Source organism: Streptomyces sp. NBC_01092 (genome assembly GCF_045039535.1).
GTDB lineage: Bacteria > Actinomycetota > Actinomycetes > Streptomycetales > Streptomycetaceae > Streptomyces.
Genome location: NZ_CP108659.1, coordinates 805,876 through 828,268, shown reverse-complemented (window position 1 = coordinate 828,268; position 22,393 = coordinate 805,876). Strand labels below are relative to the sequence as shown.

At 71.8% G+C, this 22,393-nt stretch carries 19 protein-coding genes; 15 read left to right on the top strand and 4 right to left on the bottom strand.

Going from position 1 to position 22,393, the window contains the following annotated elements; all coding sequences use genetic code 11:
- Window positions 1-32 precede the first annotated feature (32 nt).
- Window positions 33-698: a GntR family transcriptional regulator gene (locus OG254_RS03475; RefSeq protein ID WP_405577093.1), complete on the top strand. Its 666-nt coding sequence runs from the start codon at window positions 33-35 to the stop codon at window positions 696-698.
- A 124-nt stretch (window positions 699-822) separates the two neighbouring features.
- Here OG254_RS03475 and OG254_RS03470 read toward each other — a convergent pair whose 3' ends face one another.
- Window positions 823-1,716 carry an EamA family transporter gene (locus tag OG254_RS03470; protein ID WP_405577092.1) on the bottom strand — a complete coding sequence of 298 codons (894 nt, stop codon included), beginning with the start codon at window positions 1,714-1,716 and terminating at the stop codon, window positions 823-825.
- A gap of 68 nt (window positions 1,717-1,784) precedes the next feature.
- Here OG254_RS03470 and OG254_RS03465 point away from each other — a divergent pair, with 68 nt between their 5' ends.
- The 4 genes from OG254_RS03465 to OG254_RS03450 all read left to right on the top strand — a co-directional run bounded on the left by OG254_RS03465 (window position 1,785) and on the right by OG254_RS03450 (window position 7,586).
- On the top strand, window positions 1,785-2,639 hold the full coding sequence (locus OG254_RS03465) for a LysR family transcriptional regulator (RefSeq protein WP_405577091.1): 855 nt from the start codon (window positions 1,785-1,787) through the stop codon (window positions 2,637-2,639).
- A 649-nt stretch (window positions 2,640-3,288) separates the two neighbouring features.
- Complete coding sequence (locus OG254_RS03460) at window positions 3,289-4,011, top strand: HAD family hydrolase (RefSeq protein ID WP_405594830.1); 723 nt, start codon at window positions 3,289-3,291, stop codon at window positions 4,009-4,011.
- A 59-nt stretch (window positions 4,012-4,070) separates the two neighbouring features.
- Entirely contained in the window at window positions 4,071-6,440 is a 2,370-nt protein-coding gene (locus tag OG254_RS03455; RefSeq protein WP_405594828.1) for a glycoside hydrolase family 65 protein, read from the top strand.
- Between the two features lie 264 nt (window positions 6,441-6,704).
- Entirely contained in the window at window positions 6,705-7,586 is an 882-nt protein-coding gene (locus OG254_RS03450; RefSeq protein ID WP_405577090.1) for a universal stress protein, read from the top strand.
- A gap of 3 nt (window positions 7,587-7,589) precedes the next feature.
- On the opposite strand, the gene ppk2 is transcribed toward OG254_RS03450, so the two are convergent.
- Window positions 7,590-8,393: a polyphosphate kinase 2 gene (gene ppk2, locus OG254_RS03445; protein WP_405577089.1), complete on the bottom strand. Its 804-nt coding sequence runs from the start codon at window positions 8,391-8,393 to the stop codon at window positions 7,590-7,592.
- Window positions 8,394-8,531: 138 nt separating this feature from the next.
- On the opposite strand from ppk2, the gene OG254_RS03440 reads away from it, so the two are divergent.
- From OG254_RS03440 to OG254_RS03410, 7 genes are all read left to right on the top strand, one after another.
- The gene (locus tag OG254_RS03440; protein WP_405577088.1) at window positions 8,532-8,873 is read left to right on the top strand and encodes a hypothetical protein; all 342 of its coding nucleotides are present in this window, start codon (window positions 8,532-8,534) and stop codon (window positions 8,871-8,873) included.
- 68 nt (window positions 8,874-8,941) lie between these two features.
- Window positions 8,942-9,316, top strand: a complete 375-nt coding sequence (locus OG254_RS03435; RefSeq protein WP_405577087.1) for a four-helix bundle copper-binding protein — start codon at window positions 8,942-8,944, stop codon at window positions 9,314-9,316.
- Between the two features lie 98 nt (window positions 9,317-9,414).
- The gene (locus OG254_RS03430) at window positions 9,415-10,593 is read left to right on the top strand and encodes an acyl-CoA dehydrogenase family protein (RefSeq protein ID WP_405577086.1); all 1,179 of its coding nucleotides are present in this window, start codon (window positions 9,415-9,417) and stop codon (window positions 10,591-10,593) included.
- Between the two features lie 9 nt (window positions 10,594-10,602).
- Window positions 10,603-11,445 carry an oxygenase MpaB family protein gene (locus tag OG254_RS03425; RefSeq protein WP_405577085.1) on the top strand — a complete coding sequence of 281 codons (843 nt, stop codon included), beginning with the start codon at window positions 10,603-10,605 and terminating at the stop codon, window positions 11,443-11,445.
- Between the two features lie 62 nt (window positions 11,446-11,507).
- A complete protein-coding gene (locus tag OG254_RS03420; protein ID WP_405577084.1) occupies window positions 11,508-13,748 on the top strand; it encodes a tetratricopeptide repeat protein in 2,241 nt (746 codons plus the stop codon).
- 118 nt (window positions 13,749-13,866) lie between these two features.
- Entirely contained in the window at window positions 13,867-14,382 is a 516-nt protein-coding gene (locus OG254_RS03415; protein WP_405577083.1) for a hypothetical protein, read from the top strand.
- A 66-nt stretch (window positions 14,383-14,448) separates the two neighbouring features.
- The gene (locus OG254_RS03410) at window positions 14,449-16,047 is read left to right on the top strand and encodes a phytoene desaturase family protein (RefSeq protein ID WP_405577082.1); all 1,599 of its coding nucleotides are present in this window, start codon (window positions 14,449-14,451) and stop codon (window positions 16,045-16,047) included.
- Here the strand turns inward: OG254_RS03410 and OG254_RS03405 are convergent.
- The gene (locus OG254_RS03405) at window positions 16,044-16,829 is read right to left on the bottom strand and encodes an SDR family NAD(P)-dependent oxidoreductase (protein ID WP_405577081.1); all 786 of its coding nucleotides are present in this window, start codon (window positions 16,827-16,829) and stop codon (window positions 16,044-16,046) included. The two genes, OG254_RS03410 and OG254_RS03405, sit on opposite strands and share 4 nt — an antisense overlap.
- Window positions 16,830-16,916: 87 nt before the next feature.
- On the opposite strand from OG254_RS03405, the gene OG254_RS03400 reads away from it, so the two are divergent.
- Entirely contained in the window at window positions 16,917-17,768 is an 852-nt protein-coding gene (locus OG254_RS03400; protein ID WP_405577080.1) for a helix-turn-helix transcriptional regulator, read from the top strand.
- A 4-nt stretch (window positions 17,769-17,772) separates the two neighbouring features.
- Here OG254_RS03400 and OG254_RS03395 read toward each other — a convergent pair whose 3' ends face one another.
- Window positions 17,773-19,542 (bottom strand): serine hydrolase, encoded by a 1,770-nt coding sequence (locus tag OG254_RS03395; RefSeq protein WP_405577079.1) that lies wholly within the window; start codon window positions 19,540-19,542, stop codon window positions 17,773-17,775.
- A 167-nt stretch (window positions 19,543-19,709) separates the two neighbouring features.
- Between OG254_RS03395 and OG254_RS03390 the strand changes: the two genes are divergently transcribed.
- Together OG254_RS03390 and OG254_RS03385 are read left to right on the top strand one after the other, a co-directional pair.
- Entirely contained in the window at window positions 19,710-20,819 is a 1,110-nt protein-coding gene (locus tag OG254_RS03390; RefSeq protein WP_405577078.1) for an NAD(P)H-dependent flavin oxidoreductase, read from the top strand.
- Complete coding sequence (locus tag OG254_RS03385; protein ID WP_405577077.1) at window positions 20,816-22,393, top strand: acyl-CoA synthetase; 1,578 nt, start codon at window positions 20,816-20,818, stop codon at window positions 22,391-22,393. The genes OG254_RS03390 and OG254_RS03385 overlap by 4 nt, the downstream gene beginning before the upstream one ends.

The following is a 22,393-nucleotide window of genomic DNA, read 5'->3' as shown; positions in this document are numbered from 1 at the left end:
TGGGAGCTCGCCGGACAGGTCAAGGGGGCCTCATGCAGAACGTGGCGACCGAGCCCAGAGGTGAGGAACTGTCCCTCGCCGAGCGGGCCTACCGCGCCATCCGCGACCGGCTCGTCATGCTCGAGATCCGTCCGGGCGCGCCGATCAACGAGGACCAGCTGGGGCAGTCCCTCGGTGTCGGACGGACGCCGGTGCGCGAGGCGCTCAAACGGCTCCAGTACGAGCGGCTCATCACGACCTACCCCCGACGCGGCACCTTCGCCACCGACGTCAACATCACCGACCTGGCCCACATCTCCGAGGTGCGCCTGGAACTGGAACCCCTGGCCGCCGCCCAGGCCGCACGCCGCGCCACGGCCACGGACCGGGCGTCCCTGACGCTCCTGCGGCGGGAGCTGGAGAGCGTGCGTCCCCGAGGGCGCGACGCCCGCGAGCTGATGCACCTGGACCTCCAGGTCCACCGCGCCATCTACGCCGCCACGCACAATCCGTACCTGGAGGACACCCTCGTCCGCCACGACAACCTGGCGACCCGTATCTGGTGCCTGTTCGTCGACCGGCTGTCCGACATGGCCGGCCACGTCGAGGAGCACGGACCGTTGGTAGAGGCGATCGTCGCGGGTGACGCCGATCGGGCGGCGCAGCTCGCCCGCAGCCACGTCGAAGGCTTCGAGCGGGCCATTCGCGAAGCCATCTGAGACGCCGGCCGAGCCGGGTCTCGGCTCGCCGGGAAGTCAGTGCGCGATGCCTCGCGGCCCCCGGGGCGCATGCGGGCACGGGCTTCACACTCCGGTGACCGACGTTGAGCTGATCTGCCTGCCCTCAACTCCGCGACGTCACCATGCTCAGCGAGTTGGCGGCGACGATAGCGCCGATGCTCGCCCACTCCGGTGCGCCCAGGCCCTGGCCCAGGCCGACCCAGCCGACCAGGGCCGCGAGGACCGGGTTGACGCTCATGAACAGGCCGAACGCGCGGGGCGGGACATGCCGGAGGGTGAACAGGTCCGCGAGATACGGCACGGCCGAGGACAGGACCCCGGCGGCGATCGCGCAGGCGACGGCGCCGGCCGTGGGCGGGTGCCGTACCGCGACGGCGATGCCGATGGGCAGGAACATCACGGCCGAGATGCCCGCCGCGGCCGCCGCACCCTGCGCTCCGGGGACACGTCGGCCGACGGTGCGGTTGAGCAGGATGTACGACGCCCAGCAGGCGGCCGCCAACAGGCCCAGGCCCATGCCGACGTAGTCGGCCGAGGGCTGCGGACGCATCAGCGTGACGACACCGGCCGCGGCGATCATCGCGCAGCACACGTCCACGCGGCGGCGCGAGGTCGCCAGGGCGATGGTGAGCGGGCCGAGGAACTCCAGAGTCACCGCCAGGCCCAGCCCGACGCGGTCGATCGCCGAGTAAAGGGAGAGGTTCATGGTGCCGAACACCAGGGCCAGCAGCAGCACCGGCCACCACTGAGCCCACGTGAACGAACGCAGCCGCGGCCTGCCGACGGCGATCAGGACGAGGGCGGCGACGTACTGGCGCACGGCGACGACACCGGCCGGGCCCAGGACGGGGAAGGCGAGGGAGCCGATCGCGGCGCCGGTCTGGTTGGACAGACCACTGCCGATCATCGTGGCCACGCCGGCCGGCCGTCCGCCGGTCCGCCCGGAGGGCTCCAGCGGGGTCAGGGGCGTCGGCGCGGGAGCTGGTCGGGTGCGCATACGCCGATCGTGCGACCGCTCGATCCTTGCGCAAAATGCGTTCAGTCGACCATCTATACGCTTGAGTCATGGATGTGGAGCTGAAGCAGTTGCGCTGTCTCGTCGCGATCGTCGACGAGGGCACCTTCACCGACGCCGCCATCGCCCTCGGCGTCTCCCAGGCCGCCGTCTCCCGTTCGCTGGCCTCGCTAGAGCGGGCCCTGGGCGTCCGGCTGCTGCGGCGGACCTCCCGCGAGGTGACCCCGACCGGGACCGGGCTGCGCGTCCTGGCGCACGCCCGCCGGGTGCTCGGCGAGGTGGACGACCTGGTCCGGGAGGCGACCTCGGGGCACGCCCGGCTGCGGATGGGCTACGCCTGGGCCGCGCTCGGCCGGCACACCCCGGCCTTCCAGCGCCGCTGGGTCGCGGCCCACCCCGGGACCGACCTTCAGCTCGTGCGCGTCAACTCGTCCACCGCGGGGCTCGCCGAGGGAGCCTGCGACCTGTCGGTCGTGCGCCGGGCCGTGGACGACCGGCGGTTCGACTCCGCCATCGTGGGACTGGAGCGGCGGCTGTGCGCGGTCGCCGCCGACGACCCGCTGGCCCGGCGTCGCTCGGTCCGGCTGGCCGACCTCAGCGGACGTACGCTCGTCGTCGACCGGCGTACCGGCACCACGACCACCGACCTGTGGCCGCCCGACTCACGTCCGGCGATCGAGGAGACACACGACGTCGACGACTGGCTCACGGTGATCTCCACCGGCCGCTGCGTCGGCATGACGGCCGAGGCCACCGCCCACCAGTACCCGCGCCCCGGCGTCGTCTACCGGCCCGTCCGGGACGCCGAACCCATCGCCGTACGGCTGGCCTGGTGGCGTGAGGACCCGCACCCCGCAGCACAGGCGGCGATAGAGCTGCTTACAGCGCTGTACCGGGGTGACTGACACGACGGCAGGGGGGCGGGAAGGGCCCTATCCACTTCTCGCGGATCCTGATTGCGCGGTGCACGGCTGTCAGCCGCTTCTCCGCGTCGGTCTGGGTCCTTCCCGTCCCCTCCAGCACACCACGGCCGCAGCGGGTGCGCCAGGCCCGTTCGCCGAGTAAGGGGTCACGAAGGTGACAATACGGGCGGGACGGGTACCCATGAGCGGATCCCGCCGGTCGCGGGCGAACCGTCGAGTGGAGGTGGGGAGGCCGTGCGCCTCGCGATCCATGGTGCCGACCCGGCCGGAAATCCCCCGGATGCCGTAGAAGCGCGACGGCGCCCCGCGCGCCGCCCGCGCCCCGTCCCGCCCCAGCGGGCGTGACCCCATGCGGCGGCCCTCCAACCCCGGCCGGTCCGGGAACACCGCCGAGCCGGCCGGGAACGCCTCCGGCCGGTCCGGGGACACCGTCGACGCGGTCGGGAACACCTCCGGCCGGTCCGGGGACACCGTCGACGCGGTCGGGAACACCTCCGGCCGGTCCGGGGACACCGTCGACGCGGCCGGGAACACCTCCGGCCCGTCCGGGAACGCCTCCGACCGATCCAGAGACGTCCCCGACCGATCCAGGGACGTCCCCGACCCGTCCGCAGCCCCGCTCGCCCCCGCCCTGCGGGATGTACGCGCCGTCGTCTTCGACACCGACGGCGTGATCACCGACTCGGCCAAGGTGCACGCCGCCGCCTGGAAGGTCGCCTTCGACGACTTCCTGCGCGCCCATCCGCCCGCGGACCCCGACCAGCGCCGCCCCTTCGACGTGCGCGACGACTATCTGCGCCACGTCGACGGCAAGTCCCGCCTCGACGGAGCCGCCGCCTTCCTCGCCGCGCGCGGCATCGAGCCGTCGGACGAGACGGTTCGGTCCGTCGCCGAGGACAAGGAGCGCCTGTTCACCGCGAGGCTGCGCGAACAGGGCGTCGACGCCTACCCGGGGACCGTACGGCTGGTGAAGGCGCTGCGGGCGGCAGGAGTGCCCCGTGCCGCCGCCTCCGCCTCCCGGCACGCCGGCGAGCTGCTCAGCCGGGCCGGGGTGCTCGATCTGTTCGACGCCCTCGTGGACGGCGGCGAGGCGGCCCGGCTGGGCCTCGCGGGCAAGCCGGAGCCGGACCTGTTCCTGGAGACCGTGCGGCGCCTGGGCGTGACCGCCGACCGAGCGGCCGTAGTCGAGGACGCCTTGGCGGGTGTGGAGGCCGGCCGGCGCGGCGGATTCGCCCTGGTGGTCGGCGTGGACCGGGCCGCCGGTGCGGACACCGGGGCGCGGCTGCTGCGGCACGGCGCCGACATCGTCGTACGCGACCTCGCAGAGCTCTGCGCGGGAGGGGAGCCGAAGTGACGGACCCGGGCAGGGAGACGGACGCGACCAATCTCGGTTCGGAAGCCGAAGTGGACGAAGTGGACGGCTGGAGCTGGGAGTACGAGGGCTACACGCCCGCCGACGAACGGCTGCGCGAGTCGCTGTGCACGCTCGGCAACGGCTACTTCGCCACCCGGGGAGCGCTCCCCGAATGCGCCGCCGACGACATCCACTATCCGGGGACCTATGTGGCCGGCATCTACAACCGGCTCACCTCCAATGTTGGGGGCCTCCAGGTGGAGAACGAGGACATGGTCAACGTCCCCAACTGGCTGTCCCTGCGCTTCCGCCTCCCAGGGGCGCACTGGATCGACCCCGACACCTCGACCGTGCTCGAACACCGGCAGATGCTGCACCTGTCCGTAGGGCTGCTGGAGCGCCGTACACGCTACGACCTGGGCGGCGACCGTGTGCTGACGGTACGCCAGTTGCGCATGGCGCATATGGCCGACCCACATCTGGCCGCCCTGCGCACCGAGTTCACGTCCGAGGGATTCTCCTGCCGGCTGGAGGTGGAGGCGGCCCTGGACGGCGGTGTCACCAACTCCGGCGTGCCGCGCTACCGGGACCTCGACGGCCGTCATCTGACCCACATCCACACGGGCACCTCCGCCCCGGACACGGTCTGGCTGCGCTGCCGCACCCGCACCTCCGACGTCGGGATCGGCCTAGCGGCCCGGCTCACCGCTGACGAACCGTCCGCGATCCGCCACGAACTGCCGTATGTCGTCCAGCAGTTGACGATCGACCTGGCCCCCGGCCGCACGGTCACCGTCGACAAGACCGTCGCGCTGCACACCTCCCGCGACCCGGCGATCGGTGACCCGCTGCACGCCGCCGTCGACCGGGTGGGCCGCTCCCCGGGCTTCGACGCGCTCGCCGAGACGCATCGTGCGGCCTGGGACCAGCTCTGGCGCCGCGCCGAACTCGACGTACCCGGCGAGTCGGGCCGCATCCTGCGGCTGCACCTCTTCCACGTCCTCCAGACCCTCTCCCCGCACACCGCCGACCTCGACGTCGGCGTCCCCGCCCGGGGACTGCACGGCGAGGCCTACCGCGGCCATGTCTTCTGGGACGAACTGTTCGTGCTGCCCTACCTCAACCTGCACTTCCCGGAGGTCTCCCGCGCCCTGCTCCGCTACCGTCACCGCCGCCTCGAACAGGCCCGCACCACCGCAGCGGCGGCCGGCCGCCGGGGTGCGATGTACCCCTGGCAGAGCGGCAGCGACGGGCGCGAGGAGACCCAGCAGCTCCATCTCAACCCGCGCTCGGGACGCTGGCTGCCGGACCACTCCCATCTCCAGCACCATGTCGGGTCGGCGATCGCCTACAACGTGTGGCAGTACTGCGAGGCGAGCGGCGACATGGAGTTCCGGCACACCAAGGGCGCCGAAATGCTGTTGCAGATCGCCCGCTTCTGGGGCGACAAGGCCGTCTACGACGACAGCCTGGGCCGTTACCGCATCAAGGGCGTCGTCGGACCCGACGAGTACCACGAGGCATACCCCGACGCCGAGCAGCCCGGCCTCGACGACAACGCCTACACCAACGTCACCGCGGCCTGGGTGCTCGCCCGCACCCTGGAGTTGCTGGACACCCTGCCCGAGCCCCGCCGCCGTGAACTCGCCGAACGCACCGGCCTGGACAGCGGTGAACTCGAACTCTGGGAGGACGTCTCGCACACGCTGCACGTCCCTTTCCACGACGATGTCATCAGCCAGTTCGCGGGCTACGGCGAGTTGTCCGAACTCGACTGGCACGGCTACCGCGGCCGCTACGGCGACATCCGCCGGCTGGACCGGATCCTGGAGGCGGAGGGCGACACCGTCAACCGCTACAAGGCCTCCAAACAGGCCGACGTCCTGATGCTCGGCTACCTCTTCTCACCGGCCGAACTGCGGGACCTGCTCGCCCGGTTGGGCCACCGGCTGGACGAGGACATGTGGCGGCGCACCGTCGACTACTACATGCACCGCACCAGCCACGGCTCCACCCTCAGCGGCCTGGTCCACGGCTGGGTGCTGGCCAGGTGCCGGCGCAGCGAGGCGTGGACGTTCGTCCAGGAGGCCCTCCAGGGCGACATCGCCGACGTCCAGGGCGGCACCACCGGCGAGGGCATCCACCTGGGTGCCATGGCCGGCACTCTGGACCTCGTCCAGCGCGGGCTGACCGGCCTGGAAACCCGGGACGGCGCGCTGTGGCTCGACCCCGTGCCCCTGCCCGAGCTGTCCACGTACGGGTTCGCGCTGCGCTACCAGGAGAACTGGGGCGTCCGGCTGCGTCTGGAGCGGGGACTGCTGGAGATCGAGGTCCCGTCCTCCGACGCCTCACCGATCGACGTACGCCTCCCGGACCGCGAGGTGTCCCTCCAGCCGGGGGAGAAGGGACGGCTGGTCCTGCCGGACTGACCGGCTCGTGCCGGTCCGCTGCCGTCCTGTCCCGTCCGGTGCGCAATGGGGCGGGCGGGGGGAGGCTGGGAGGACAGCGGTCGCCGGCCCGGCACCGGGCACCGGGCACCGGTGGTGAGTGGGCCGCCCAGGCGCGGAGCAGTCGTACGGTGCCCGCCGAGTCCGGCCCGCGCAGACGGTCCCGCGCCCGCGGATCCTGCCCGGGGACCGGGGATCCGGCCCGGGGACCGGGGATCCGGCCCGGGGACCGGAAAGGGGAACTCGATGATGGGCCCGGTTGTCGTAGGGGTGGACGGTTCGCCGTCGAGCTTGGCGGCCGTGGAGGTCGCGGCGCGCGAGGCCGGGCTGCGCGGCGTCGGGCTGCGGCTGGTGCACGCCTTCGGCTGGCCGGCCGCGGGCATACCGCACGGCGGGCGGCCCTGGGAGCCCAGCGGCGCCGGGATGCGCGAGCTGATCGACGGCACGCTCACCAAGGCGGAGCGGCGGGCGCACGAAACGGGACCCGGCGTCGAGATCATGCGCGAGGTCGTCGTCGGGGAACCGGTGACGGTGCTGGAGATCGAGTCGCGCACCGCGTCCCTCGCCGTGGTCGGCAGCCGGGGCCTGAGCCGGTTCGGCGCGCTGCTGCTCGGCTCCACCGCCGGTCACCTGGCCGCCCATGCCGCCTGCCCGGTGCTGGTGGTGCGTAGCAGGCCCAACCCGGCCGGGCCCGTTCTCCTCGCCGTGGACGGCTCGCCCGCGGCGCGCGGCGCCGTCGAATATGCCTTCGCGCACGCCTCCCTGCACGGCGTGCGGCTACAGGCGCTGCATGCCTGGAGCACCCGGACCGAGCGCTCCTACGGCGCTCCCGCCGACCCGCCCTTCGTGACGTACGACGAGGACCGGCTGCAGGACGAGGAGGAGCGCGTGCTCACCGAGGCGCTGGGCGGGCTGCGCGACCGGTATCCCGATGTCGCCGTGGACCGCAGGCTGGTGCGCGGCCGGGTGCGGCACTCCCTCATCGAGGCCAGTGCCGACGCCGGGCTCGTGGTGGTCGGCGCGCGCGGGCGGGGCGGTTTCGCCGGGCTGCTGCTCGGCTCGGTCAGTCAGGCGGTGCTGCACCACGCCGAGTGCCCGGTCGCCGTGGTCCGCACCGAGGGGACTTGAGTCTCAGATGTTCGCCGCGTGGTCGGGGACGTAGGTCTGGAGCTCGCGGGGCGGTCGCCGGTAGCCGGTCGACTCCGGGCGTTCGGGCAGCTCAAGGACCGGTGGGGGCACGTCCTGGTATGGCACGGAGCCCAGCAGGTGGGCGATCATGTTGAGCCGCGCCCGACGCTTGTCGTCGCTCTCGACCACGTACCAGGGCGCCTCGGTGACGTCGGTGTGCACCAGCATCTCGTCCTTGGCCCGCGAGTAGTCCTCCCAATGGGTGATGGACTCCAGGTCCATCGGGGACAGCTTCCACCGGCGCAGCGGATCCTCCAGCCGGCGCCGGAAGCGCTCCTGCTGCTCCTCGTCGCTCACCGAGAACCAGTACTTGCGCAGCAGGATCCCGTCCTCCACGAGCATCCGCTCGAAGATGGGGCACTGCCGCAGGAAGAGCTGGTACTCCTCCTTGGTGCAAAAGCCCATGACGCGCTCGACGCCCGCCCGGTTGTACCAGCTCCGGTCGAACAGCACGATCTCCCCGGCGGCCGGCAGATGCTCGACGTACCGCTGGAAGTACCACTGTGTGCGCTCGCGCTCGGTCGGCTTGGGCAGAGCCGCGATCCGGGCGACGCGCGGGTTGAGGTGTTCCGTGGCGCGTTTGATGGTGCCGCCCTTGCCCGCCGCGTCCCGCCCTTCGAAGATCACGACCAACCGGGCGCCCGACGCGCGCACCCACTCCTGAAGCCTCACCAACTCCGTCTGGAGGCGCAGCAGTTCCTTCTCGTACCTCTTGCGGGGCAGCTTCTCCGCCTTGTCGCCGCTCATGTCGCCTCCCGCAGCCGCGCTCGAACACCGGAACAGCACCGAACAGCACCGTACTGACCACTGACGAGTGGTGCACCCCGGACGTCCGCTCGCGACCCGGGCGTGGGCCTACGACGGACGGGCGGGCAGGATGGGCTCATGGACGGTGCCGATCCACACATCCACGTCGACCGGCGAGTGACCCGTGACGACGCCCGTGTGCGCAATCTGCTGGCCGGCACGTTCGGTCTGGTCGGTGATCTGCCCGAGCGGGTCACCACCGGCTGCGGGCTGCGGGTCCCGTACGCGATGACCTCGGCACGGCCGGAGAGCGTCACCTGCCTGGCCTGCCGTGAGCACGGCCGTGACCAGCACATCCGCTCCGCCGAGCAGATCGAGCGGCTGGGCGCGATGCCGGGGGCCGCGATCACCGGGGCGGAGGCGGGCCGGGTGGCGGAGCATCACCGGGACCTCGCGCGGAGGTTCGCCGACGGCGGATGAGGTCGCGTCCAGCCGGAACCCCGGGAAACCCGGGGTTTGGCCCCACCCGCTGCGGCTACCCGGCCCGTGTGACCACGACGACATCCCAGCAACAACTCGTCCAGTTCCTGGAGGACCGCTTCACGTGTGCCCAGGCCTGCACCGACTGCGCCCGGGCCTGTGCCCTGCGCGCGAGCCTGGTGGATCCGGACGCGACCAGGGAGCAGGAACTCGTGCGGCGCAAGGGCATCATGTGCGCCGAGGTCTGTGACGCGACCTGCCATGTGCTGTCCGAGCAGAACCTCCTCGACGAGGCCGCGATCCGCGCCCAGCTGGAGTGGTGCCGGTCGGTGTGCATCGAGTGCGCGCACGCCTTCGAGGCGCTGCCCGGCGGGGAGGCGACGGCCGAGGCGTGCCGGGAGTGCGCGCGGGCTTGCACCGACTTCATGGGGACTCTCACGTGACCGACTTCATGGGGACCCCTGCCTGACCGTTCCCAATTTCTGGAACACGTTCTACGGTGTGCGCCGTCAGGACCGCTCTTGGGGAGCCTGGAGGCGCCGTGCATCTCGAATACACGCCCGAGCAGCAGCGGCTGCGCAGCGAACTGCGCGACTATTTCGCCGAACTGGTGCCGGACCTCGCACAGACCCGCTTCACCGACCCGGCAGCCCAAAAGCGCCACTACCGCCGTACGATCCGCCGGCTCGGCACGGACGGCTGGCTCGGCGTGGGCTGGCCCAAGGAGTACGGCGGTCGCGGCCTGACCACCATCGAACAGTTCATCTTCTTCGACGAGGCGGCCCAGGCGGGCGTACCGCTGCCCCTCATGGCGCTCAACACCGTCGGCCCGACGATCATGCAGTACGGCACGGACGAACAGAAGTCGTCCTTCCTGCCGAAGATCCTCTCCGGCGAGATCGACTTCGCGATCGGCTACAGCGAGCCCGAGGCGGGCACCGACCTGGCGTCCCTGAAGACGCGGGCGGTACGGGACGGAGACGACTACGTCGTCAACGGCCAGAAGATCTGGACCACCAACGGCGACACGGCCGACTGGGTCTGGCTGGCCGTCCGCACCGACCCGGACGCCCCGCCCCACAAGGGCATCACCATGCTCCTCGTCCCCACCACCGACCCCGGCTATTCCTGCACCCTCATCAACACCCTCGCCTCGCACGACACCACCGCCAGCTACTACGAGAACATCCGCGTCCCCGTCTCCCGCCGCGTCGGCGCCGAGAACCAGGGCTGGCGCCTGATCACCAACCAGCTCAACCACGAGCGCGTCACCCTCGCCGCCCACGGCACCATGGCGATCCGCGCGCTGCACGACGTCCAGCGCTGGGCCATGGAGACCAAGCTCGCCGACGGCCGCCGGGTCATCGACCTGCCCTGGGTGCGCCGCCGCCTCGCCCAGACCCACACCAGGCTCGACGCGCTCAAGCTCCTCAACTGGCGGATGGTGAGCGCCGTCCAGGACGGCACGCTCACTCCGCAGGACGCCTCCGCCGTCAAGGTCTACGGTTCCGAGGCGCGCCGCGACGCCTACGCCTGGCTGATGGAGATCGTCGCCGCACCGGGGGCGCTGAAGGAGGGCTCGGCGGGCGCCGTCCTGCACGGTGAGCTGGAGCGCGGCTACCGCTCGGCCGTGATCTTCACCTTCGGCGGCGGCAACAACGAGATCCAGCGGGAGATCATCTCGTGGATCGGTCTGGGGATGCCGCGGGTACGGCGTTAGCCTGCGGGCATGGGCGATCCCGGGCTGTTCACACCGAACTCGGTGACCTGGCAGATACACGGCGACCCGATCATGTGGGTCGCCGGAATCCGCGCGCTCTATCTCCAGGCCCTGCACCCGCGCGCCGTACGCGGCGTCATGCAGAACTCCGACTTCCGCCGCGACGCCTGGGGCCGGCTGCTGCGCACGGCCAACTTCGTCGGGACGATCACGTACGGCACCACCGAGGCCGCCGAGAAGGCCGGCGCCCGCGTGCGGAGGATCCACAGCCTGCTGGGCGCGACCGATCCGGACACGGGGGAGCGCTACGGCGTCGGCGAACCCGAACTGCTGCTGTGGGTGCACTGCGCCGAGATCGACTCCTACCTCCAGGTCGCGCGGCGTTCGGGCCTCCCCCTCACCGACGCACAGGCCGACCGGTACATATCCGAACAGCAGGTCAGCGCCCGCCTGGTGGGCCTCGACCCCGACGCCGTACCGGCGAACCGGGCCGAGATGGCGGCGTACTTCGAGAAGGTGCGCCCCGAGCTTGCTTGCGGACCCGAGGCTCGCGCCGTGGACGACTTTCTGCTCCGCCCGCCGACGCACACCCTCCTCGTCCCGGCGCGCGAGGTGCTGTGGCGGCGCGTGGCGCAGCTGGCGTACGCCGCCCTGCCGCCATACGCCCACGAGCTGTACGGCAGACCCGCCCCGAAACCCGCCACCGTCACCCGTCAGTTGCGTGCCACAGGCACCCTGCTGCGCTGCGTTCCCGCACGTCTGCGCTGGCAACTCCCGCCCAAACACATCCTGCGCGCCATGGCACGACTCGGTCCCGGCTCGCGCCCGGCACCGTACAAACTCGGACGATAGCTCGCCATACTGGACGAGCCGGGGAGGGCGGGGCGGACCATCACGGGGGGCGAGCGCGGGAGATGGGGGACAACAGGCTGATCCAGGGCCGTTACCGGCTGCTCGATCTGATCGGGCGCGGCGGTATGGGCGAGGTGTGGCGTGCGCGCGACGAGTCGCTGGGCCGGCACGTCGCCGTGAAGTGCCTCAAGCCGATGGGACCCCACCACGACCACTCCTTCACCCGTGTCCTGCGGGAGCGGTTTCGCCGCGAGGCCCGGGTGGCCGCGGCCCTCCAGCACCGCGGTGTCACCGTCGTCCACGACTTCGGCGAGTCCGACGGCATCCTGTTCCTGGTCATGGAGCTGCTGGAGGGCCGCAACCTCAGCCAGCTCCTGGAGGACAACAAGCACCATCCGCTGCCTGTCCCGGACGTCGTCGAGATCGCCGAGCAGGTCGCCGCCGCCCTCGGCTACACCCACCAGCAGGGCATCGTGCACCGCGACCTGAAGCCGGCGAACATCATGCGGCTCGCCGACGGCACGGTGAAGATCTGCGACTTCGGCATAGCGCGCCTCGCCCACGACATCGGCTTCACCTCCCGGCTGACCGGCACCGGCATCGCGATGGGCACCCCGCACTACATGTCGCCGGAGCAGATCGGCGGGGAGGCGGTGGACCAGCGCAGCGACCTGTACTCGCTGGGGTGCGTGCTGTACGAGATCGCCACCGGGGTACCGCCGTTCGACCTCGACGACCCCTGGGCGATCCTCGTCGGCCACCGCGACACCCCGCCCCGGCCGCCGCGCAGTCACCGCGCCGAGCTGCCCGAGTACTTCGAGAAGGTCATCCTCGACCTGCTGGCCAAGCGCCCCGAGGAACGCCCGCACGACGGACGCGAGTTGGGCCGCCGGATCGGTCTGGGCCGTACGACACCCGCGTACGTGCCGACCGTGGTGACCCCGCAGCCGGCCCTCAGGCCCCCGGAGCCCCCGGCCCGCGAGCCCCGCCTGCCGTCCTGGACCCGCGGCATGACCACCGGCCACAAGGCCACCGGCGCCGGACTGCGCACCACACCCCCCGACGCCGGGGCCGGACTCACCGGCGAGTGGATCCCGCGGCCCACCACCGGCCGGCCCGAGGAGACCGCCGTACCCGAGGCGCCGTCCGCCCCGTCCGCGGCGACGCTCACCGCGCTCGCCGGACGGCACAACGCCGGGCTGAGCCTCGGCCGGCTGGGCCGCTGGGCCGAGGCGGGCGAGGTGCACCGGGCCGTCGCCGCCGAACGCGAGCACCTCCTCGGACCCGACCACCCCGACACCCTCGCCAGCCGCTACGAGGTGGCGTTCACCCTCAGCCGTACCGGCCGCGCCGCCGACGCCCTGCGCGAGTACAAGCACGTCGCCCGCGCCCGCAGCCTCTCCCTCGGCCCGGACCACCCCGACACGCTCGCCGCCCGGCAGGAAATGGCGTATGTGCTCGGTCAGTTGGGCCGCCACTTCGACGCGCATCAGGTCTACACGTCCGTGCTTCTCGCCCGCGAGCGCAGCATGGGCGCCGAGCACCCCGACACCCTGCGCTGCCGCCACAACCTCGCCTTCAACCTCAGCAGGCTCGGCCGCCTGGAGGACTCGTACCGCATGGCCGACGAGGTCGCCGCCGCCCGCTCCCGCATCCTCGGCCCGCACCACCCCGACACCCTGGTCACGCGTTACGAAGTCGCCTACGCGCTCGGGCAGTTGGGGCGCTGGGGGGAGGCCCTGCAGACCTACGGCGAGGTCGCCGACGCCCGCGCCCAGGCGCTCGGACCCGACCACCCCGACACCCTCGCCGCCCGCTACGAGGTCGGCATCAGCCTCGGCCGCCTCGGACGCAGCGCGGAGGCACTCCGGCTCTACCAGGACCTCGTCGACAACCGCACCCGCGCCCACGGCCCCGCCCACCCCGAGACCCTGCGCGCCCGCCACGGCCTCGGCGTCAACCTCGGCCGCCTCGGGCGCTGGGAGGAGGCCCTCGCCGAGTCCCGCGACGTGTGCGCGATCCGTGAGCGGGTGCTGGGCCCCGACCACCCGGACACCCTGGTCAGCCGTCGCGAGGTCGCCGTGGGTCTCGGCTGGCTGGGCCGCTGGCCGGACGCGCTCACCGAGTACCGCAGGGTGGCCACCGCCCGCGAACGCGTCCTCGGCGCCGCCCACCCCGACACCCTCGCCAGCCGCAACGACGAGGCCCACTGCCTCCAACAACTCGGCCGCGGCGCGGAGGCGGTCGAGCTGTACCGGAGAGTGGCGGTGCTGCGCCAGCAGCGGGCGACGGGCGGACAGTGATCCCGGCCCTCGCGGCTCACGGGGTCGAACTCCAACTGCCGTAATCCGCCCCCTTGTTGTGATTTTGGACGGCGGTCACACTGCGTCTGGCAACGCTCCGACCGAGCCGGAGGGCGCCATGTACAACGCCGCCACGCTTGCTGTCTCACTCATCGCCCTGGTGCTGTCGGGGATCGCCACCCTCCGACAGACGCGGCACGCGCGCTCCACGAGCGACATGACCATGGTGCTCGAAGTAGCCATGCGCAACATCCGCGACAAGGAGTTCCAGAGCGACCAGCGATACGTCCTGACGCAGCTCGTCAGAGACCACCCGGCGGACGGCGGAATGGACGCGCTGCCCGAACCGGCCCGATCCATGACGCGCAACGTCGCCTTCACCTACGAGTACATCTCCATCCTGTACGCGCTCGGAATCGTGGACTCCCGTGTCGCCCTGGGCATCTTCCACTTCCGCGTCAACCAGGTGTGGGAAACCCTCGAACCGTACATCCGAGCGGAACGAGTGGCCCGGCGGGCGCCGTGCTGTCCGTTCTTCGAGAGCCTCTACCTGCAGGCCCGCAGCAAGCCCGCCGAGGAGATCCTGCGGTCCCTGGGGCTGCGCAGCGTGCGTGGATTCAGTCCGGACCCCTGAGCCGGCGTGCCCGCCGAGGGCCGCGTACCTCTGGCCGACCTAGATCAACGCGTGTTACGAAGAACCATGCCTGCACACGAGGGAACCACGGGACACGGTACGTACGACGTCGTCATCGTCGGCGGAGGTCACAACGGGCTGGTCGCCGCCGCCTATCTGGCCCGGGCCGGGCGGTCCGTGCTGGTGCTGGAGCGGCTGGACCACACCGGCGGGGCCGCCGTGTCCACGCGGCCATTTGCCGGGGTCGACGCACGGCTCTCCCGGTACTCGTACCTGGTCAGTCTGCTGCCCGACAAGATCGTGCGGGACCTCGGCCTGACCTTCCGGGTCAGTACGCGCGACGTCTCCTCGTACACGCCCGTGGAGCGGGACGGACGGCCGACCGGGCTCCTGGTGGGTGGCGGTGAGAGCCGCACCCGGGAGGCCTTCGCCCGGCTCACCGGCGGCGAGCGTGAGTACGAGGCCTGGCAGCGCTTCTACGGCATGACCGGCGAGGTCGCCCAGCGGGTGTTCCCCACGCTCACCGAGCCCCTGCCGAGCCGTGAGGAGCTGCGCCGCCGGGTGGCTGACGAGGACGCCTGGCGCATCCTGTTCGAGGAGCCCATCGGCGACGCGGTCGAGGAGCGCTTTGAGGACGACCTGGTGCGGGGCGTGGTCCTGACGGACGCCCTGATCGGCACCTTCGCCGACGCCCACGACGCGTCGCTGAAGCAGAACCGCTGCTTCCTCTACCACGTGATCGGCGGCGGCACCGGCGCCTGGGACGTCCCCGTCGGCGGCATGGGCGCACTCACCGACGCCCTGGCCGCCGCGGCACGCGAGGCGGGTGCGGTCATCGTCACCGGGCACGAGGCGGTACGGATCGACACGGACGGCCGCACGGCGGAGGTCACCTACCGCACGGACGACGGCGAGGGCGTCGTCGCCGCCCGGCACGTCCTGGTGAACGCCTCCCCTCAGGCACTGGCCACCCTCACCCAGGACACGCCCCCGACCCCCGCCGAGGGCGCCCAGCTCAAGGTGAACATGCTGCTCAAGCGCCTGCCCCGGCTGCGCGACAGCTCCGTCGACCCCCGCGAGGCGTTCGCCGGCACCTTCCACATCGCCGAGGGCTACGACCAGCTGGCCACCGCCCATGCCCAGGCCGCCGCCGGTCAGCTCCCCGCCGCCCCGCCGTCCGAGATCTACTGCCACTCGCTGACCGACCCGACGATCCTCGGCCCCGCCCTCGTGGAACAGGGCTACCAGACCCTCACCCTGTTCGGCCTGCACACACCGGCCCGGCTGTTCGAGCGCGACAACGACGCCGTCCGCGAGGACCTGCTGAAGTCCACCCTCGCCCAGCTCGACGCCCACCTCGCCGAACCGCTCGCCGACTGCCTGGCGACCGACGAGGACGGGCGCCCGTGCATCGAGGCGAAGACCCCGCTGGACCTGGAACGCGACCTGCGCCTGCCCGGCGGAAACATCTTCCACCGGGAGCTCTCCTGGCCGTACGCCCAGGAGGGCGCCGGCCGCTGGGGCGTGGAGACCCGGCACGCGAACGTGCTGCTGTGCGGGGCGGGCGCGGTGCGTGGGGGAGGGGTGAGCGGAGTGCCGGGGCACAACGCGGCGATGGCGGTGCTGGAGGGTTCCGACCAGGCCCCGCCCCAAAGTGGGGTCTAGGCGCGCACGCCCCCGTCCACCTGGAGGATCACACCGTTGACATAGGACGCGCGGTCGCTCAGGAGCCATGCGGCGGCCTGGGCGATCTCCTCCGGGTCGGCGGCGCGGCCCAGCGGATTCTGCGCGGTGAGCCGGTCGATGATGCCGGGGGACTGGCGCTCCCACTCGTCGACCATCTCGGTGAGAGTCAGGCTGGGCGCGATGGCGTTGACGCGGATGCCCTCGCGGCCGTACGTGACGGCGGCCGACGCGGTCAGGCTGTTGACCGCCCGCTTCATCGCGCCGTACACGGGCAGCTCGGGGTTGGCCGCGAGGCTGCCGACGCTGGAGTTGTTGACGATCGCGCCGCGCCCCGCGGTGGCCCGGATGGCGGCGATCTCGGCCTTCATGGCCAGCCACGGCCCCCTGAGATTGACCGCACTGACCCGGTCGAACTCGGCGTCCGACAGCTGGTCCAGCGTGCCGGGCGGCTGGATGGTCGCGCCGTTGTTGAAGGCGACGTCCAGCCGGCCGTACAGGTCCACGACCCGGTCGACGGCGGCCCGGACGCTGTCGGCGTCGGCCAGGTCGCACAGCACGTGCTCCGCGGTGCCGCCGGCCGCCCGGATCTCTTCCGTGACCGCCTTCAGCTCCGACTCGGTGCGAGCCGCCAGGACCACCCGGGCGCCCTCACGGGCGAACAACCGAGCGGCGGCGGCGCCGATGCCACGGCCGGCACCGGTGACGAATCCGACCTTGCCGTCGAGCAGGCCGGTCGGGGGAATCGGTGTGTTCTCGTTCATGCCGTCGAGCCTGCGACCGACCGCAGGGCCTATCCAGGCACCGGCGGTACCTGGCTGGCCACCCGACCGCACGCGCACACTGGAGACGTGGACCGACGACAAATGGCGGACTTCCTGCGCCACAGGCGCGAGCGCGTCACCCCCGCCGACGTGGGGCTCCCGGCGGGGCCGCGCCGCCGGACACCCGGGCTGCGCCGCGAGGAGGTGGCGCACCTGGCGTACATCTCGACCGAGTACTACACGAGGCTGGAGCAGGCCCGCGCCCCGCACCCGTCCCGCGAGGTCCTGGCGCAGCTCGCCCGCGCCCTGCGCCTGTCGGAAGCCGAGCGAGCCCACCTCCACCACCTCGCCGGGGCGCCGCCCGGACCACCGCCGGGACCCTCGCGCGAGGTCCGCCAGAGCATCGTCGACCTGCTGCACCGCCTGCCGAACGCCGCGGCGACCGTGATCTCGGCGACCTTCGAGGTCATCGCCTGGAACGACCTCGCCGCCGCCCTCATGGAGGACTTCTCCGCCCTGCCCCGCCGCGAGCGCAACCTCGTCCGGCGCGCCTTCCTCGGCCCGCAACCGGACGGCCGGCGGCTCTACGGCGTCTCTGACGTGGCCGAGTTCGCCCGGAACTCCACGCAGCAGCTGCGCGCCGCCACGGCCCGCTACCCGGACGACCCGGAACTGACGGAACTGGTCCGCGAACTCCTCGACGGCAGCGAGGAGTTCGCCGAGCTCTGGGCCACCCACGAGGTGACCGCCGCACCCACCCTGCGCAAGACCTTCGACCACCCTGTCGTCGGCCCCATCACCGTCAACTGCGACGTCCTCGACATCACCGACCGCGACCAGCGGGTCGTCATCTACACCGCCACCCCCGGTTCGCCGTCAGAGGAGGCGCTACGGCTGCTGTCCGTGATCGGCACGCAGCGCCTGGACGTGCCGGGCTGAGCCGTCAGTTCGCGGTGGCGGTCCAGCCGCTCGCCGTGATCCGGGCCGCGTCCGCCGGTCGGGCCTCGTCGAAGAGGACGGTGTCCGTGGCCTCGACACGCAGGCCGTCGACGTACGCGCCACGTCCCACGTACAGCCGGTCGGTGGCGTACCGCCAGCGCAGGAGCAGCTGTCGGTGTGCGGGCAGGCCCGCCGTGAGCCGGTGCCATACGCGGCCGGACCAGCCGGTGGCCACGCCGGTCGGGTGGGTCTGCGGCTGCTCGCCGTGGCGGGTCGTCGTGAAGGGGACCGGCTGCCAGGTGGCGCCCCCGTCGGTCGTCGACTCCAGCGCGAGGACGTCCGACTGGGGCTCGGTGTCCCACCACAGGGCGCAGCACAGCCGGCCGTCGCCGGACGACGTGTCGAGCGCGGGGAGCGCGAGGGTCGCGCTCGTGGAGGTCGCCATTCCCGAGAACCATGCCCTACGACCGTGCCGTGGGCGGACCGCCACCGCGCGGGCCATGTCGTTGGCCGTCGCGACCCGTGGAGCCGAGCCGGAGCGCCAACTGCGCACCGGGTGGACCGAGTTGCCGAGGACGACGAGGAAGGAGTCGGTCGTCGGGTCGAGCACCAGTGAGGTGCCGGTGAAACCGGTGTGCCCTGCGGTGCGCGGGGTGGCCATCGCGCCCATGTACCAGTGCTGGTAGAGCTCGAATCCGAGGCCGTGCTCGTCGCCGGGGAAGGCGGTGTTGAAGTCGGTGAACATCAGCTCCACCGAATCCGGCTCCAGGATGCGGCAGCGGCCGTAGGCGCCGCCGTTGAGCAGGGTCCGGCCGAGGACCGCAAGGTCCCAGGCATTCGAGAACACGCCCGCGTGGCCCGCGACCCCGCCGAGACTGAAGGCGTTCTCGTCGTGCACCTCGCCCCACACGAGCCCGCGGTCCAGACCGGACCAGGGCAGGCGGGCGTCCTCGGTGGCCGCGATCACCGGCTTCCAGGCGGCGGGCGGGTTGTAGCGGGTGCGGCGCATGCCGAGCGGGCCGGTGATCTCCTCGTGCAGGAGGGTGTCGAGCGCACGGCCCGTGATCTTCTCCAGGACCAGCTGGAGGGAGATCAGGTTGAGGTCCGAGTAGAGGTACTTGGTGCCGGGCGGGTTGAGCGGCGCCTCGTTCCAGATGAGCTGGAGCTTCTCCTCGTACGTCGGCGCGGCGTACAGCGGGATCCAGGCCCGGAACCCCGAGGTGTGGGTGAGGAGCTGACGGATCGTGATGTCCAGCTTGCCGGCGCGGCCGAAGTCCGGGAGGTAGGAGGCGACCGTCGCCTCCAGGCCGAGCGCACCGCGTTCGATCTGCTGCACGGCGAGGATCGAGGTGAACAGCTTGGAGACCGAGGCCAGATCGAAGACGGTGTCCCGCGCCATGGGGAGCTGCTGCTCGGGCGGGAACTCGACGCCGGTGTCGGTCTTCTCGTCGTACGCCTGATAGCGCAGAGCCATCCCGATGGGCTCGTGCAGCGCCACGGTGCCGCCACGGCCGGCGAGCAGCACGGCACCCGCGTACCAGGGGTGCTTGGGTGAGGGGCCCAGGAACGCCTCGGCGTCGGTGACGAGTTGGCGCAGGTGGTCGGGGAGGAGGCCGGCGCGCTCGGGGGAGCCGTGCCGCAGCGTGGTGGCGCGGCCCGAGGGGGAGGCGGCCGCAGGTCCGACGGGGAAGGGCGCGATGGCCAGGGCACCGCCCAGGGCCAGAGCCGTCCTGCCCAGCTGACGTCGAGTCGGTCTGCTTGTGCCGTCGGTCATCGAGGTTCCTCCCGCCGCTCCGCCTGAAAGTATCTTTCGGGACCGCCGTGCGTGGTGAAACTTTCGTGTCAGGCGCGAGCTGTGTCAACGGGGCGTTCGACGGAGAGATCTGACGGAGCATCAGAAAAGGCCTTCCGTCGTCCGGAGGACTGCGGCATCCTGCGCCCATGCAGACGGAGCTGAGCAAGAAACTGGGAGTCGAGCACGCCATTTTCGGCTTCACGCCGTTCCCCGCCGTCGCCGCGGCCATCAGCCGGGCCGGCGGTTTCGGAGTGCTCGGCGCGGTCCGCTACACGGCCCCGGACGACCTCAAACGCGACCTCGACTGGGTCGAGGCGCATATCGACGGCCGGCCCTACGGCCTGGACGTCGTCATGCCCGCGAAGAAGGTGGAAGGCGTCAGCGAGGCCGACGTCGAGGCGATGATCCCGGACGGGCACCGGCAGTTCATCAGGGACACCCTTGCCAAGTACGCCGTCCCCGAACTGGCCGCGGGGGAGGTCTCCGGCTGGCGTATCACCGGATGGATGGAGCAGGTCGCCCGTACCCAGCTCGACGTCGCCTTCGACTACCCGATCAAGCTGCTCGCCAACGCTCTGGGCTCACCACCGGCGGACGTCGTGGAGCGCGCCCACGACCGGGGCGTGCTCGTCGCCGCGCTCGCGGGCAGCGCCCGGCACGCCCGCAAACACCAGGAGGCGGGCATCGACATCGTCGTCGCCCAGGGCTACGAGGCCGGCGGCCACACCGGTGAGATCGCCTCCATGGTGCTCACCCCGGAGGTCGTCGACGCGGTCGACCCGCTGCCCGTACTCGCGGCAGGGGGCATCGGAAGCGGACAACAGGTGGCCGCCGCACTCAGCCTCGGCGCCCAAGGTGTGTGGCTGGGCTCCATGTGGCTCACCACCACAGAAGCGGATCTGCACTCGTCCGCCCTGACCGCCAAGCTGCTCGCCGCCGGCTCCGGGGACACCGTCCGCTCCCGCGCCCTGACCGGGAAGCCCGCACGCCAGCTGCGCACCGAGTGGACCGACGCCTGGGACGACCCGGACGGGCCCGGCACCCTCCCCATGCCCCTGCAGGGACTGCTCGTCGCCGAGGCCGTCTCCCGGATCCAGAAGTACGAGGTCGAGCCCCTGCTCGGCACACCCGTCGGACAGATCGTCGGCCGGATGAACAGCGAACGCAGTGTCCAGGCCGTCTTCGACGACCTCACCCGCGGCTTCGAGCGAGCAGTCGACCGCATCAACCGCATCGCCGGAAGGAGCGGCCAGTGACCAGCACGTCCGCGGCACACGCCGTCAGTACCCCGCCCGTCGGCTTCTGGGCCCAGGCCACCGCCGACCCCGACCGCACGGTCCTCGTCGCCCCCGACGGCGAGCGGTGGACCGCCGGTCGCCTGCACGCCGCCACCAACCGCCTCGTCCACGGCCTGCGCGCGGCCGGCCTCAGGCGCGGCGACGCCTTCGCGGTCGTCCTCCCCAACGGCGTCGAGTTCTTCACCGCGTATCTGGCAGCCTCCCAGGCCGGCTTCTACCTGGTCCCCGTCAACCATCACTTCGTCGGCCCCGAGATCGCCTGGATCGTCGCCGACTCCGGCGCCAAGGTGCTCATCACCCACGAGCGCTTCGCCGGCCCGGTCCGCCGAGCCGCCGACGAGGCCGGACTCCCGTCCACCCAGCGATACGCGGTCGGCGAGGTCGAGGGCTTCAGGCCCTACGCCGAACTCCTCGACGGACAGCCGGATTCGGCACCCGAGGACCGCACGCTCGGCTGGGTCATGAACTACACCTCCGGCACCACCGGCCGCCCCCGCGGCATCCGCCGCCCGCTTCCCGGCAAGCCGCCCGAGGAGGCCTATCTGGGCGGGTTCCTCGGCATCTTCGGCATCAAGCCGTTCGACGACAACGTGCACCTCGTCTGCTCGCCGCTCTACCACACCGCCGTGCTCCAGTTCGCGGGCGCGTCCCTCCACATAGGGCACCGGCTGGTCCTGATGGACAAGTGGACGCCCGAGGAGATGCTGCGTGTCGTCGACACCCACAAGTGCACACACACCCATATGGTCCCGACACAGTTCCACCGTCTGCTCGCCCTCCCGGAGGGGATACGGACCCGCTACGACGTCTCCTCCATGCGGCACGCCATCCACGGCGCCGCACCGTGTCCGGACCATGTGAAGCGGGCGATGCTCGACTGGTGGGGTCCCTGTGTGGAGGAGTACTACGCCGCCAGTGAGGGCGGTGGCGCCTTCGCGACCGCCGAGGACTGGCTGAAGAAGCCCGGCACGGTCGGCAAGCCCTGGCCGATCAGCGAACTCGCGATCTTCGACGACGACGGCAACCGGTTGCCGCCCGGCGAACTCGGCACCGTCTACCTCAAGATGAACACCGGTGGCTTCGCCTACCACAAGGACGAGACCAAGACGAGGAAGAACCGCATCGGCGACTTCTTCACCGTCGGCGACCTCGGCTACCTCGACGAGGACGGCTATCTCTTCCTGCGCGACCGCAAGATCGACATGATCATCTCCGGTGGGGTCAACATCTACCCGGCCGAGATCGAGTCGGTCCTCCTGGCCCACCCGGCCGTCGCCGACGCCGCCGCCTTCGGCATCCCGCACGACGACTGGGGCGAGGAGGTCAAGGCCGTCGTCGAACCGGCCCCGGGCCACGAGCCGGGCCCCGCCCTCGCCGCCACGATCCTCGACCACTGCGCCGGGCAACTCGCCGGCTACAAGCGGCCCAAGAGCGTCGACTTCATCACCGAGATGCCGCGCGACCCCAACGGCAAGCTGTACAAGCGGCGGCTGCGGGATCCGTACTGGGAGGGGCGCACGCGGCCGGTGTGA

Coding starts and splice junctions, on each gene's coding strand:
- OG254_RS03475 (WP_405577093.1), top strand. CDS start 33: ATGCAGAACGTGGCGACCGAGCCCAGAGGTGAGGAACTGTCCCTCGCC.
- OG254_RS03470 (WP_405577092.1), bottom strand. CDS start 1,716: ATGCGCACCCGACCAGCTCCCGCGCCGACGCCCCTGACCCCGCTGGAG.
- OG254_RS03465 (WP_405577091.1), top strand. CDS start 1,785: ATGGATGTGGAGCTGAAGCAGTTGCGCTGTCTCGTCGCGATCGTCGAC.
- OG254_RS03450 (WP_405577090.1), top strand. CDS start 6,705: ATGATGGGCCCGGTTGTCGTAGGGGTGGACGGTTCGCCGTCGAGCTTG.
- ppk2 (WP_405577089.1), bottom strand. CDS start 8,393: ATGAGCGGCGACAAGGCGGAGAAGCTGCCCCGCAAGAGGTACGAGAAG.
- OG254_RS03440 (WP_405577088.1), top strand. CDS start 8,532: ATGGACGGTGCCGATCCACACATCCACGTCGACCGGCGAGTGACCCGT.
- OG254_RS03425 (WP_405577085.1), top strand. CDS start 10,603: ATGGGCGATCCCGGGCTGTTCACACCGAACTCGGTGACCTGGCAGATA.
- OG254_RS03420 (WP_405577084.1), top strand. CDS start 11,508: ATGGGGGACAACAGGCTGATCCAGGGCCGTTACCGGCTGCTCGATCTG.
- OG254_RS03415 (WP_405577083.1), top strand. CDS start 13,867: ATGTACAACGCCGCCACGCTTGCTGTCTCACTCATCGCCCTGGTGCTG.
- OG254_RS03410 (WP_405577082.1), top strand. CDS start 14,449: ATGCCTGCACACGAGGGAACCACGGGACACGGTACGTACGACGTCGTC.
- OG254_RS03405 (WP_405577081.1), bottom strand. CDS start 16,829: ATGAACGAGAACACACCGATTCCCCCGACCGGCCTGCTCGACGGCAAG.
- OG254_RS03395 (WP_405577079.1), bottom strand. CDS start 19,542: ATGACCGACGGCACAAGCAGACCGACTCGACGTCAGCTGGGCAGGACG.
- OG254_RS03390 (WP_405577078.1), top strand. CDS start 19,710: ATGCAGACGGAGCTGAGCAAGAAACTGGGAGTCGAGCACGCCATTTTC.